The organism is Micromonospora zingiberis, assembly GCF_004331455.1.
Classification (GTDB): Bacteria; Actinomycetota; Actinomycetes; order Mycobacteriales; family Micromonosporaceae; genus Micromonospora; species Micromonospora zingiberis.
Genome location: NZ_SJJR01000001.1, coordinates 185,492 through 199,163, shown reverse-complemented (window position 1 = coordinate 199,163; position 13,672 = coordinate 185,492). Strand labels below are relative to the sequence as shown.

The window sequence follows — 13,672 nt, the reverse complement described above, 5'->3', positions numbered from 1 at the left end:
TCCCCGCTAGATCGGTCGCTCACCATCGGGTCCGGGGTCGCACCGCGTTCGCCCGGTCGATCAGTACGTGGTGGTCCTCGGGCTGGTCTGCCTGCTGGGCGAGCGCCCGGTATGACCTGTCCAGCAGTTCACGGACGCCACGCTCGGTCGGCGGTACACCGAGCGCCGGTCCGCGGACCAGGCCGCTGGCGTTGCCGGACCGGATCAGATCGAGGGCCACCTCGCGGATAGCTGCCGTCAGCCGGTCGCGGGACTCGCCGTGCCGCTCGCCACCGTCGAGGTGCAGCAGGGCCAGCCGACGGACCGCCTGGTTCAGCTCGCCCGCACCGGGCAGCCCGCTGGCGAGCCGGGACGACAGGACCCGGACCGCGGCGATCCGGGCGGCGTCGTGATGCCGGGACAGCGCCGGAACCTCGTCGAGGATGGCCACGGCCCCGGCCCGGTCGGTCGCGGCCAGCCGGAGCCGGGCCAGCCCGAACGCGGCGCTGGCCTGGAACGGGTCCCGCCGCCACACCGCGGCGTAGTAGCGGGTGGCCCGTACGCCGTCACCGTCGCGCTCGGCGCAGTAGCCCAACGCGAGCTTGGGGGCGATCTCACCCGGGATGTCGGCGTACACGGCGTCGAACTCGCGGGCGGCCTCGTCGATCCGGTCACCGGCGAGCGCGAGCAACGCCCGGTGCCAGGTGAGTCGCCAGTCCGCGGCGGCCCGTACGCCGAGCAGCGCCGTGGCGGCGGTCAGGGCGTCGACGGCCGAGCGGGGATCGGCCAGTTCGAGATGGGCCCGGCACCGACCGAGTTCCACCTCCACCGACGCCTGCCGCACGGTGGCGAGCTTGTTGAGCAGGCTCTGGGCGTCGGGTGCGTCGATCGTGGCGAGTTCACCGGCGGCCGGATCGTCCGGGTCGGGTCGCGGTACCGGCAGGCCGAGCGCGACCGCGCGGGCGGTGGGGCAACCATCGGGCAGTACCGGGTGGTCCTGCTCAGCGGTCCAGGTGTGCAGCGGCGGGACCAGCCCGAGACCCGTGTCGAGTAGTCGGGCGGAGGGCTGGAAGAGCGATACCGGCTCGGGCTGCCGCTGGTCCCGGCCGCCCGCCACGATCTCCCGCAGCACCCCGAGGAGTTGCTCGGACATCTCGCTGGCGGTGGCGAACCGACGATTCCAGTCGGGGTGCGTGGCGCGGGCGACGAGCCGGCGGAACGACTCGACGCCCAGGGCGTCCCGAGCCGCGCCGGGCGTGCCCGGGCCGGGTGTGTGGTACGCGAACAACTCGGCCAGCGTCCGACCGAGGGCGAACAGGTCGGACCGGGCGGTCGCCCCCCGGGTCTGGAGTTCCTCCATGCTGACCAGGAAGTCGGGGGAGCCGACGAGCCCTGCGCAGCCGCCGTCCTCGCGGCGTACCCCGCCCAGGTCGATCACCTTGACCCGGTCTGCGGTGCGCATCACGTTGTCCGGCTTCATGTCGGTGTAGAGGAGCCCACGCCGGTGCAGGTAGTCCAGCGCGGCGAGGATCTCGTGACCGTAGGCGAGGATGTGGTCCAGCGGCAGCGTGACGTCCGGCTGCCGGGGATCCTTCGCGGCGCTCAGCAGCCGGCGCAGCGACATGCCGTCGAGATAGTCCATGACGATGTAGCCGGTCGGACCGGCGACCGGGTCGTCGTGGAGGGCGAAGTCGATGCTGCGCACGATGTTGGGGTGGTCCAGCGAGTTGAGGAACTGTCGTTCCTGGACCGCCGCGGCCAGCGCCTTCTCGTCGTTGGCGTGCAGCACACCCTTCAACGCGACCTCGATGTGGTCCTGATGGGTGTCCTTGGCCAGGTAGATCCAGCCCTGGCCGCCCCGGGCGAGACAGCGGACCACCTGGTAACGGTCGGCGACGACGACACCGGGACGCAGGCCGGGCAGGAAACTGAACGGGGTACGGCAGCGGGGGCAGAATCCCTCGTCCAGGCCGGGTCGGCCGGCCCGGCCGCGGCCGACCGGGTGACCTTTGGCGCAGAACCGCGCCTCCTCCGGCACCCGCAACGACTGGGTGACCGCCTGGTCCGGGGCGAAGGTCAGCACCGGCAGCGAGACGAGACTGGCCACCGTCCAGCTGTCCCGGGCGGCGGACCGGGACACCTGCGACCGGTCCGGCTGGTCGGCGGCGACCGGCGGAGGAACGGGGGACAGGCCGCAGCGGTCGCAGTAGCCGGTTTCGTCGACGCTACCGGGGCAGCCGACAGTCCGGGTGCAGCTCAACCGACACCCCCTCGTCGTTGGTCCTCGATCCGGGTCAGGACCGCGTCGCTGAACCGGCGTACCGCCGCCTCGGCCGCCGCCAGTTCGCACGGGCCGTCGAAGAGCAGTTCGTACGCGCTGCGGTAGATCGGACTCAGCACCGGGTCCTCGGCCAGCCGGTGGCGTACCGCCATGGCGAGGAAGCCGTCCAGCCGCCCCCGCAACTCCGACCAGCTCTCCTGTAACGCCACGAGGCGCTGCCGGACCGCCTCGGCCTCGCGTAGCGCCCGGTCGGTCGCTCGCTCGGTGGACGCCAGCCCGGCGGCCAGGGAGTCGCGGTCGTGCGCGGCGGCGGCCCGCAGCGCGGTGAGCCGCATCCGCAGCGGGGTCGCCCGGGACGGCACCTGCGGCGGGTCGGCCACCCGCGCGGCGACGTCCTGGTAGCTGCGGCGGGCTGTCTCCTCGACGTCGCGCAGGCTCTCCACGCGACGGGCGAGCAGGGTGATGCGCAGCGGCACCGACTCGCTGCGGAAGGTCAACAGCATCCGGAGGTCCCGCGCGGGTGCCTGGTCCACCAGCGGCAGCACCACTGTGGAGAGCAGCTTCTCCGGCTCGTCCGCCTCGTCGATGTTGTTGATGATCAGGGCTTGTGGCGGTGTCGCGTGGCCGGCATCGCCGGCCGGCCCATCGGTCGCGCCGATCCAGTCGGCGATCTGCTGGGACACGTCGCCGGTGCGGCGACCCGCCGCCTCCACGGCCAGGTCGATGCTGCCGACCGGCGGGACGGCGAGTTCACCGTCCGGGTCGGCGTCGCGGCCGCTGGGCGGGCGGAACTCCCGGCTGGAGAAGACGGCGGCCCGGCGGACCGCCGCGGCGGTGCCGGATTCCGGATGGACGGTCACGATGACCAGCACGTTGGCGGGTAGCCGGTGGCCGAAGAAGTCCGCGATCCGGCGGGCGCTGGGCGCGTCCACCGGGGTCTGGTCGGGTAACCGGAAGTCGAGGTCGACCGAGGGTCGGCCGGACACCCAGTCGCCCACCCGGGGAAGGTAGTGCAGGATCGTCTCGACCGGAATCATCCAGGAAAGCCCGCTGGCCGGGGCGTGACCGGCGACCGCGTCCTGACCGCCGTCGCTGTTTCCGTACGTGCTGACCACCATTCCGACGACGTGCCCGGTCGACTCGTCGGTCACCGCCGCGCCGCTGAAGCCCTGGATGATCTGGGGACCGGTGGTCGAGGAGTCCATCTGGACCCGTTCCCGTCCCGCCCCGGACCGTCCGGCGAGCCGCGCCCTGACGTACACGCCGTGTTCCAGTGTGTCGGGGTAGCCGCACACGACGACCCGTCGGCCCGAGGGGCGCACGCGGCGCAGCGGCGCGAACGGACCGTGCGGCAACGGCGTCACCAACTCGAGCAGCGCCACGTCGCCGCGCCCGTCGCTGGTCGGCGGGGCCCAACAGCCGGGCACGACACGGGCGGACACCGTCGGGACGCCCGGTTGACCGACGAGGTCGACGTCGACCGGCCAGGCGGGCAGGCCGTCGTGTGGGTCGGGTTCACCGGCCGCGCCGACGACATGGGCGCAGGTCAGCACATGACGCTCGTCCAATGCCATGCCGGCGCCGAGAACCCTCCGGTGCGGGCCACGGATTCGGACCGGCCACGGCGCGTTGCCAGAGTCGACCTGCACTTTGCTGAGCGTAATCGATCTGTGCCAATTCCGTGGCCCCCGTTCGGGGGTCCGGGTCGCCCGCCGAGTGGACTCCGGCGACGTCTACCGCATCGCGGGCGGGACGCAGTAGACGTCGCCGGAGTTGGCCTCGTGCGGCAGCGTGAGCAGGTGCATGGCCATCTCGGCGGCGGAGACCCAGCCACCGAGGGTCAGTGTCTTCTCGTCACCAAGGGCCACGTCGAAGCCGCCGAAACCGAGTGCCGCCAACCGGTCCAGGCAACGCAGCGCCACCGACCGTCCGATGGTGGTGAACTCGAACGACAACGCCGGCAGCGGCCGGGTCAGGCCGGCGAGCACGGCGTCCTCGAACCCCTCCACGTCGATCTTGGCGAAGGTCGGTGTGCCGTGTTCGGCGATCAGCGTGTCGACGGTGGTGACCGGAACTTCGATCTGGCCGTCCCACACCTGCCCCTCCCAGCCGCCGGCACCCGCGGCGGCGGCGACGAAGTCGGGGGAGGCGGTGGAGACGGTCGGGTTGGCGGAGTTGACCAGGAAACTGACCCGCCCCGGCTGCGCCCCGCAGGCCGCTTCGACGAGCGTGACCTGGTCGTCGTCGGCGTAGAGGGCACGCAACACCCGCAGGCACGACGGTTGTGGCTCCACGGCGACCACCCGGGCACCGAGCCGGCGGAAGCTGCCGATGTGGTCACCCACGTGCGAGCCGATGTCGAAGACCAGGTCGCCGGGGCGGACGAAGCGCGCGTAGAAGGCGTCCATCGCCGCGTCACGCTCCGGGTCGCCGTAGTAGACCTCAAGGGAGCGGCGCAGCGAGGCGGTGGCCGGGTCGGCCTTGAGTGCCTCGACCACAGCGGATTGGGTGCCCATCGCAGCACCTTAGCCCGCCGACGCGGCCGGTCATGGCCGTACGTGTGGGCGGCGGTCACCCGGTGTGGCGTACCTCGGTCGCCCAGATCTCGGCCCACGGACGACGCAGCCCACGGCACAGCCAGATCGGCCCGCCGTTCTCGTCGTTGTCCACCGACACCCGCTGATCCACCCGGCCGGCCAGGGTCACGTCGGTGAACCACGTCCGCAACTGGTCGGGGCGCTGCCAGCCGACGGCGATCACCACGTCGGCGCCGGCCGGTGGCCGTCCGAAGTCGGCCATGCTGTTGTGGCCCGAGTAGGCGGCGGGCAGGCCGCGCTGCGGGCCGTAGCGGGCGACCGCGCCGGCCTCGCCGTAGTTGCCGGTGAGGATCACCGCCCGGTTCTGCTCGTCGGCGGGCAGTTGCCGGTGCACGACGGCGAGCGAATCGGTGAACGCCGGCCAGCCGATGGTTTCGCCCGCGTCGTAGTTGACCGCCACCACGAAGCCGGGCAGCCGGTCGGCCGGCAAGGTCGGCAGCAGCAGCACCATGTTGCTGACGGCGGTGAGTGCCACGACGGCCGCCAACAACGCGCGCCGCGCCCGGGTCCGGCCGCGCGTGGCCCAACCGGCGGCGACGACCGCGCCGGCGGCGGTCAACACCAGCAGCAGCGGGGCGGGGTAGTAGCCCTTGCCGCCGGCGAGCAGCACGACACCGGTGACGACCAGCCACGCCCAGCCCAGCGGCCGGTAGCCGCGCCACGTCGGGTGGCGCAGCAGCACGATCAGACCAGCCACCCAGATCGGTACAACGAACGGACTGATGATCACGAACTGGAGGAACAGGGCGTCGAGCCGGCCGCTGTAGGAGCTGTCGCCACCGGAGATGGTGGCGGCGACCCCGAGCTGGGGAAACCCGTTGACCGCCTGCCAGGCCAGGGTCGGGGCCGCGAGCAGCACGAAGAGCCCGGCGGCCAACAGCACGTTCCGGTCGCGCAGCAGCCGGCGTGGCCCGGCGATCGCCAACCCGACGAGCAGGCCCACGGCAAGCAACGCGGGCAGCAGCTTGTTGAGCATGCCGACGCCGAGTACCGCACCGACGGCCAGCGCCCACCGGCTGTCGCCGCTGCGCAGCAGTCGTACCGTGCCCAGCGCGGCGGCGAGCCAGATCACCAGGTCGACGGTGGTGGTGCTGAGCAGGTGGCCGCTGGCCAGCACGATTCCGGACGCGCCGCCGAGCAGAGCGGCGAGCGTCTGCGCGCCCCGGCCGGCGCCGAACTGCCGGGCGAGCGCCGCGACCAGCAGCACCGCGCCGGCGGCCAGCAGTGCCGACGGTGTACGCAGGGCGAGCAGACTGTCCGGTGCGACCGTGTCGACCAGCCGGGCCAGGGCGGGCACCAGTGGTCCCTGGTCCACGTAACCCCAGTCGAGGTGGCGCCCGGCGAGCAGGAAGTACAGTTCGTCGCGGTGGTAGCCGTAGCGTGGCGCCAGCGTCAGCAGCAGCGCCGTGACCGTCGCGGCGATCAGCCACGGGCCGGTGGCCCGTGGTCCGGGTGCGGATGGTGCCGGTCGGGTGGCGTCCACGCTGACCGGGGGTGCCGTCGGCGTTGTCACGACGCCCATTGTCCGCCAGATCGGCCCGCGGCGGTGCCCCGAGTCCGTGACCGGGCAACGATCCCGACCCGGAACATCTTGTTAACCTCAGAGGATGACCTCCCCGTCGCCAGGTCGCCCGTCGGATCTGATGTTCCTGCTCAGTTGGGCCAGTCACGCCCTGCGCGCGGAGCACGCCGCGGGCCTGGCCGAGCTTGGCATCTCTCCCCGGGCGCACTGTGTGCTGGCGCGGGCCCGGGTCGGTGGTCTGACCCAGCGGCAGATCGGTGAGCTGTGCGGGGTGGACAAGACCACCATGGTGGTGACCCTCGATCAGCTGGAGGCGGCTGGCCTGGTCCGGCGGGTTCCGTCGCCGACCGACCGGCGGGCCCGGCTGGTGGAGGTGACCCCGCCGGGGGAGCGGATCCTCGACCAGGCCCAGGAGATCGCCGCGCGGCTCGAACAGGACGTGCTCGCCGCGCTGCCCGAGGCGGAGCGTGAGGTGTTTCTCCGCGCGGTCCAGCGGCTGGTCGGCGAGCGGCTCTCCGGTGCCGGCGCGTGTGGGACGGCCGGCTCGGTCTGTTAGCCGGCGCTACCGACGGGCGGCCTGGGGCGGTACCACCGCACCCGGGCCGCCCCTTATTGTCCAGTCGCAGATAGTCTTGATCGGGACTATCTGGTACGGTCGCGTTATTGTTCTCCCCGATCGAGGAGTGGCCATGACCGGCACCGTCGTGGAAGCCGTCCGCACCGTCTCGCCCGTACGTCGTCGCGCGCTCGGCGTGATCGCCGCCGTCGCCGCCTGCGCCGTCATCTGGCTCGTCGGCGCGCTGGGCGGCGTCGACTACGCGGTACGCGCCCCGGACCAGCCGGTGACCGTGATCAACCTGGGCGCGGTCCTCGTGGTCTCCCTCGGCTCGGCGCTGCTGGGCTGGGCGGCGTTGGCCGTCCTGGAGCGGATCGCCGGCCGCCGCGCCACCGCCATCTGGTTCAGCCTCGCGCTGGCGGTGACCCTGCTGTCCTTCGCGCCCCTGCTCCAGGTCGACGCCACCGCCGGAGCCAAGATCGCCCTGGGCGTGATGCACCTGGCGGTGCCGGGCGCGTTGATCGCCCTGCTGCCGAAGCGGGACCACTGAGCACCGAGACCGGTGGTGGCGCGCCACCACCGGTCTCGGGGACGGTTTGATCATGCGTGCCGGCGCGCCTGATCGTGAACCAGCCCGACGGCTGAGAACCTTTTTCACATGCCCGCGCACGACACCCCGGTACTGTTCCGCCCACCGGACCACCCCGCCCTGCCCGGTGGTCCGATCGCCGTCACCGAGGCGTGGCTGCGCAACCGGCGACTCAGCGAACACACCCGCGACGCCTACCGACGCGACGTCGCCCACTGGCTGGCCTGGTGCACCAACCGCCACCTCGACCCCCTACGGGTGAACTTCCTGCACGTCAACGAGTACGCGCGAACGTTGGAAGCCACCCTGGTCGCGCGCACCGGTCGCCCGCTGACCCCGGCGACCGTGGCCCGCCGACTGTCCGCCCTGTCCAGCTGGTACGACTTCCTGGTCAAGCTGCGGGCGGTCGACACCAACCCGGTCGCCGACGCCGACCGGCCCCGGGTCGACCGCGACCACTCCGCCACCGTGGGCCTGAGCCCCGACGAGGTCGACGCGCTGCTCGCCGCCGCCGAAGCCGACACCGGGCCGACCGCCGCCCGCAACCGGGCCGCCATCGCCCTGCTCGCCGACCTCGGGCTACGGGTCGGGGAACTGGTCGCGCTGGACATCACCGACCTCGGCGCGGAGCGGGGACACCGCAGCGTCCGCTTCACCGGCAAGGGCGGCAAGGCCCGCCGCCGCGCCCTGACCCCCTCCACCGCACACGCCGTCGACACGTACCTGGTCGAGCGGGCCGCCACCCAGGGCGTGGACGTGCACCGGCTCGCCGGCCCACTGCTGGTCACCGCCAGCGGCGCACGCCTGGACCGGCACTCGGTGTTCCGACTGGTCCGCCGGCTCGCCCGCAGCGCCCAGATAGCGGCGTGGGCGCACCTGTCGCCACACTCGCTGCGCCACGCCTTCGCCACCACCGCCCGCGCCGAGGGAGTACCACTGGAGGACGTGCAGGACGCGATGGGTCACGCCGACCCACGCACCACCCGCCGCTACGACCGGGACCGGCACAACCTCGACCGCGACCCGGCGTACGCCATCTGGGCCGCCCGCGCCCGCCGCCGCAGCTGACCACCGGCGGCACCGCACCATCGTCGACGGCGGCTTTCCGCCCGCCGTGCCGGCTGATTCTCTACCGTCTGATGATGTGGGCGCTGCGCAGCCGTGGAGCAGACCGGCCCGGCAACGCCACCCGCTGCGGGCTGGCCTCGCCTTCGCCGGGATCGGGGTCGCCCTGTGCTGTGTCGGCGTCGCCGGGCTGGGCGCCTGGAACATACAGGTGGTCACGCAGGCCGCCGGCCCGGTCCGGGAAACCGCCGAGGGATTCCTCCGGCAGGTCACCGCCGGCGACACCGACGGCGCGTACGAGCACCTCTGCACCGACGCCCGGGGCCGGTGGAGCGAACTCGGCTTCACCAGCTGGGTACGCACCCCACCGGTGGTGCGCGACTACGAGATCCTGGACGTGTCGGTGGCCACCCGCGCCGGCCGGCCGTACGGCACCGTCACCGTACGGCTGACCCGCGACAGCGGCAGCAGCGAACAACGTGACCTGTCGGTGGTGCGGGAGGACGGCGGCTGGCGGGTCTGCGGCGACCCGTACTGATCACACCGGGACCGGCTCGGTGGACTCGACGAGCCGCCCGTCACGCAGCACCAGCACCCGGTCGGCCAACTCCACCAGGGTCGGATCGTGGGTCGCCACCAGCGCGGTCATCCCGCGAGCGCGCACCACCGCCCGCAGCAGGTCCATCACCGCCCGGCCGGTCTCCGAGTCCAACTGACCGGTGGGCTCGTCGGCGATCAGCAGCGCCGGATCGTTGGCCAGCGCCCGCGCGATCGCCACCCGCTGCTGCTGGCCACCGGACAGCTCGTACGGCCGCTGCGCGGCATGACCGCCCAGCCCGACCATCTCCAGCAGCACCGACACCCGCTCCTCGCGCTGCGCGGCCGGCACCTTCGCCAGCCGCATCGGCACCCCCACGTTCTCCGCCGCGGACAGGATCGGGATCAGCCCGAACGACTGGAACACGAACCCGATGTCGTCGCGCCGCAGCCGCAGCAGATCCCGCTCACCGGCCGCGGTCACCTCGTGACCGGCCACCCACACCCGTCCTGCGGTGGGCCGGTCCAGGCCACCGATCAAATTCAGCAGGGTGGTCTTGCCCGCCCCCGAACGACCCCGCACCGCGACCAGTTCACCCCGCCCGGCCCGCAGCGACACGTCCCGCAGCGCGTGGACCACCCGGTCACCGCTGCCATAGTCGCGGCACAGACCCTGCACCCGGACCAGATCCTCGCTCACGCCGCCACCTCACCTGGCACGCCGCCGGCCGGCACCCACCCGGCACCGCGTCGATGGTTCGCGTTCACGCCGCACCACTCTCCTCGCCGGAGCGGACCTGCACGTGATCCGGCTCCAAGGTCAGCTTCACCCGGTCCCGCAACGCCAGCGCGTCGACGAAACCAGCCGGCAACTGCATCCGTCCGGCCCGATCCAGCACCGCGTACTCCTCGGTGACCAGTTCCTCCACACCGTCGGCACCGATCCGTGCCCGACGGTGCACCTCCGAGGCGGTCCGCCCGTCCCGGATCGCGATGGTCCGCCGCACCTGCGAGGCGACCTGCGGATCGTGGGTGACCACCACGACGGTGACGCCCAGTTCGGCGTTGATGGCGCGCAACGCCCCGAACACCTCCGCGGCCGTGGCCTCGTCCAACTCACCGGTCGGTTCGTCGGCGAAAAGCACCTCCGGGTCGTTGGCCACCGCCACCGCGACGGCACACCGCTGCTGCTCGCCACCGCTCATCTGTCCCGGCCGGCGATCCGCGCAGTACCCGACGCCGACCATCTCCAGCAGTTCCATCGCCCGCCGCCGGCCCGCCCGGCCACCCCGGCGGGCCAACCGCATCGGCAGCTCGACGTTCTCCCGCGCGGTCAGATAGGGCAGCAGGTTACGGCCGGTCTGCTGCCACACGAACCCGACCGTGTGCCGCCGGTACCGCAACCGCTTACGCGCCGACATCGTCAGCAGGTCGTAGCCGGCCACCCGGGCGATCCCCGCGGTCGGGGTGTCCAGCCCGGACAGGATGTTCAGCACCGTGGACTTGCCGGAACCCGACGCCCCCACGATGGCCACCAGCTCACCCCGGTCGACCACCAGGTCCAGCCCCTGCAACGCGACGACCTCCACCCCCTCGGTGGTGAAGATCCGCACCAGGCCATCGCAGACGATGTGCCCGCGCAGCCGCTCCGCCCCACCGGCGCGGGCCGCCGCCCGCTCCGCCGCCCGCTGTTGCAGCGTCGCCAGGTCGGGCACGTCCTGAACCAGGCTCATGAGCATGCTCCACTTCGCCACCTGCGGCCCTGTCGAACCACCAGCTCACTCATCCGTTCTCCTCTCCCAGACGCAGCACCTCACCGAGGCGCATCCGTCGGTTCACCAGGCTCTCCGCCAGCAGCCCGGCCGCCAGACCCAGTACCACCAGCGCCAGCACCCCGCCCACGACCAGCGGATCGAGGTGGTCACGGATCGGCACCCCCGGCGCGAACGCGGACAGCCCGAGCGTCGGGCCGAGAATCCGGGGCAGCACCGCGCCGACCACCGCCCCGGTCAGCGCCGCGACCACCACCAGTGGCACCAACTCGTACACCAGCAGCCGGCGGCCGTGGGCGGCGGACAGACCCAGCGTGCGCAACCGGGACAGCATCCGGCCCCGACCACCGGCGTCGGCGACCACCGCGAACCCCACCGCGAGTACGGCCAACGCCGTCCCACCGGCCGCACCGGCGGTGAACGCCAGGGTCAGCACCTCGTTGGCGCCGGTGCGGTCCAACCCCTCCCGGTACGCCCGCCAGGTCTGCACCGCCGCCGGCAACTGCGGCCGGGTCACCGCCACGCCGAGCACCGCAGACTGTCGCTGCCGCTGGGCGTCGTCGGCGACACCCAGCAGCCGCGCCTGATCGATGTCGTCCCCGGCGAGCAGGTACTGGTTCGGGATGATCGGGGTGTCCGCGTACTCGGGTAGCGCCTGCCACGGCAGCACCACGAACCGTTCCACGCCCAACCCGACGCCGGGGAAGTCATCGGCCACCGCGGCGACCCGGAACCCGTAGAGCCGGCCCTGCACGTCGGCCGCCACCACCGCGTCACCGAGATCCGCCGCCACCTGCGGGGAAACCACCGCGGGCACCGCGGCGTCGCCCCGCTCGGCGGCCCGCAACGCGGCCGGCACGTCGATGTCGACGCCGCTGTGCGCCACCACCTCGGCGAACGCGGGACCGTCCACCACCAGCACCCGGGCCTGGCCGAGCAGCCGGGCCTGCGGCCCGTCGTCGGACAGCAACCGCCGGTTCGAGTCGACCCACACCCGGGCCACCGCCGCCACCCCCGGCACCTCGGCCAGCGCGGCACCGGCGTCGGGGGTGAAGGCGTACCCGGTCAGCAGGGCATCGCCCGGCACGGTCAGCGTCGCGGCCCGATCCCGGGCGGCCGCCACGGTGGTCGTCACCACCCCACCGAACACCCCCGTACTGACCGCGACGATCAGCACGGCCAGCGGCCCCAACGCCACCGGATCCCCCCGCCCGGCCCGCGCCACCCCGAGGAACAGCAGCGCACCCCGGGCGCGCCCGGCCAGCCGGCCGGCGAGCCCCAGCGGCCACGGCAGCAACCGGATCGCCACCAGTGCGGCGGCGACCGCGACCAGCACCGGCACCGCACTGAGGTACGCGTCGACCCCACCGGCCGCATCGAGACCACGACGGCGCAGCAGCAGTACGCCGACGACGGCCAGCACCAGCACACCGGCCTCCAGGGTCAGCCGCCGCACCGACGGACGTTGCCGGATCAGATCCGCCCGGCGGGCGACCGTCCCGACCCGCCGCGCGGAGAACATCGCCAGCGCCGGCACCACGGCGGTGGTCAACAGGGCGAGCAGCACCAGCGGCCACAGCCCACCGTCGGTGCGCCCCGGCATCCGGCTACCGATCAACGCGCCGACCAGCACGGCCACCGGCTGCACCGGCGCCGCCTCGGCGAGGGTCCGCCAACCGATCGCGGTCAGCGACGCGCCCCGCGCCCGCAGCAACGCCAACTCGTCGCGGCGGCGTTGCACCGCCAGCCGGGCGGCCAACAGGATCAGCCCGAGGAGACTGGCGATCAGCCCGGCCTGCACCACGGCCAGCAGCGCCCGTACCGCGTTCAACTGGTCGGCGAAGCGGACCAGCGCGAAGTCCAGCGACGTCTGCACCGTCGAACCCGGCAGCCACTCGGTGCGCCGCGTCTCGGCCACCGCCGCGGTGACCTCCGCCAACGTCGAGGTGGTCAGCCGGTGCTCGTCGACCCGATACCGCCAGCTGTACACCGCCGGGACACCGCTGGCCATGGCGACGCCATCCAGTCCCGCCCAGTCGGTGACCGCCCGGGTGACGTACGGCTCACCGTCCTCGATCGGAACGACCGGTTCCAGGCCGACCTTCAGGTCGTCCCAGACCGGATCATCCGCGTCGACCGGATCGAACACCCCGACGACCTGCGCCTGCGCCACCCCTCCGGGGCCGGTCAGCCGTAACCGGGTGCCGGGCCGCAGCGACAGCGTCTCGGACAGCCGCTGCGACACCGCCAACTCGGCCGGCCCACCCGGCTGGGTACGCGGCCACCGCCCGGCAACGACGACGGCGGCCTCCGGCACCCCGGTCTGTGCCCGCAACCCGAACAGCTTGGTCGCGCCACCGTCCATCGGCGGGTCGTCACCGGTGGCGGTCAACTTCTCCTCGGGCAGCCCGGCGGCATACCACCGGCGGTCGATCAGGGCGGGCAACGGCTGCGGCAGCCCTTCGGCGTGCTGGTCGAGGGCGGCCTGACCGGCCTCGGCCACCGTGACGTCGTGGGGCCGCTGCTCGACCGCTATCGACACGTCGCGGACCAGGTGCGGCAGCCGCTGCACGTCCGCACGCAACCCCCGGTCGCCGTACCCGTTGGCCAGCCGTGGTGCGGCGGTCACCAGCAACGCCGCCACCAGTCCCAACACCGCCAGCAGCCCCAGGTGGGCGCCGTACGCCCGAAACCGTCGCACGCTCACCGGTCCTCCCGTTCGTTCGCGGCTGCGGGGCTCGCAAGCTCACTCCTCGCGCTCACCGGGCTGGCCT

Annotated in this window: 11 protein-coding genes; 4 read left to right on the top strand and 7 right to left on the bottom strand. The window is 73.1% G+C overall.

Going from position 1 to position 13,672, the window contains the following annotated elements; all coding sequences use genetic code 11:
• Positions 1–19: 19 nt before the first annotated feature.
• From E0H26_RS00915 to E0H26_RS00900, 4 genes are all read right to left on the bottom strand, one after another.
• Complete coding sequence (locus E0H26_RS00915; RefSeq protein ID WP_131299604.1) at positions 20–2,239, bottom strand: serine/threonine-protein kinase; 2,220 nt, start codon at positions 2,237–2,239, stop codon at positions 20–22.
• On the bottom strand, positions 2,236–3,909 hold the full coding sequence (locus E0H26_RS00910; protein ID WP_338106179.1) for a trypsin-like peptidase domain-containing protein: 1,674 nt from the start codon (positions 3,907–3,909) through the stop codon (positions 2,236–2,238). Before E0H26_RS00910 ends, E0H26_RS00915 begins: the two co-directional genes overlap by 4 nt.
• Positions 3,910–3,993: 84 nt before the next feature.
• The gene (locus E0H26_RS00905) at positions 3,994–4,776 is read right to left on the bottom strand and encodes an FkbM family methyltransferase (RefSeq protein WP_131299599.1); all 783 of its coding nucleotides are present in this window, start codon (positions 4,774–4,776) and stop codon (positions 3,994–3,996) included.
• A 55-nt stretch (positions 4,777–4,831) separates the two neighbouring features.
• Complete coding sequence (locus E0H26_RS00900; protein ID WP_131299596.1) at positions 4,832–6,379, bottom strand: ArnT family glycosyltransferase; 1,548 nt, start codon at positions 6,377–6,379, stop codon at positions 4,832–4,834.
• 85 nt (positions 6,380–6,464) lie between these two features.
• On the opposite strand from E0H26_RS00900, the gene E0H26_RS00895 reads away from it, so the two are divergent.
• The 4 genes from E0H26_RS00895 (at position 6,465) to E0H26_RS00880 (ending at position 9,127) form a co-directional block, all read left to right on the top strand.
• A complete protein-coding gene (locus tag E0H26_RS00895) occupies positions 6,465–6,935 on the top strand; it encodes a MarR family winged helix-turn-helix transcriptional regulator (protein ID WP_131299593.1) in 471 nt (156 codons plus the stop codon).
• Positions 6,936–7,068: 133 nt separating this feature from the next.
• Positions 7,069–7,485, top strand: coding sequence for a DUF6069 family protein (locus tag E0H26_RS00890; protein WP_131299590.1), 417 nt, complete (start codon positions 7,069–7,071; stop codon positions 7,483–7,485).
• A gap of 108 nt (positions 7,486–7,593) precedes the next feature.
• A complete protein-coding gene (locus tag E0H26_RS00885) occupies positions 7,594–8,592 on the top strand; it encodes a tyrosine-type recombinase/integrase (protein WP_131299587.1) in 999 nt (332 codons plus the stop codon).
• Between the two features lie 76 nt (positions 8,593–8,668).
• A complete protein-coding gene (locus E0H26_RS00880) occupies positions 8,669–9,127 on the top strand; it encodes an Rv0361 family membrane protein (RefSeq protein ID WP_131299584.1) in 459 nt (152 codons plus the stop codon).
• Here E0H26_RS00880 and E0H26_RS00875 read toward each other — a convergent pair whose 3' ends face one another.
• The 3 genes from E0H26_RS00875 to E0H26_RS00865 all read right to left on the bottom strand — a co-directional run bounded on the left by E0H26_RS00875 (position 9,128) and on the right by E0H26_RS00865 (position 13,605).
• Entirely contained in the window at positions 9,128–9,826 is a 699-nt protein-coding gene (locus tag E0H26_RS00875) for an ABC transporter ATP-binding protein (protein WP_131299582.1), read from the bottom strand.
• A 64-nt stretch (positions 9,827–9,890) separates the two neighbouring features.
• On the bottom strand, positions 9,891–10,859 hold the full coding sequence (locus E0H26_RS00870) for an ABC transporter ATP-binding protein (RefSeq protein ID WP_131299579.1): 969 nt from the start codon (positions 10,857–10,859) through the stop codon (positions 9,891–9,893).
• 49 nt (positions 10,860–10,908) lie between these two features.
• On the bottom strand, positions 10,909–13,605 hold the full coding sequence (locus tag E0H26_RS00865) for an ABC transporter permease (protein ID WP_131299576.1): 2,697 nt from the start codon (positions 13,603–13,605) through the stop codon (positions 10,909–10,911).
• Positions 13,606–13,672 lie beyond the last annotated feature (67 nt).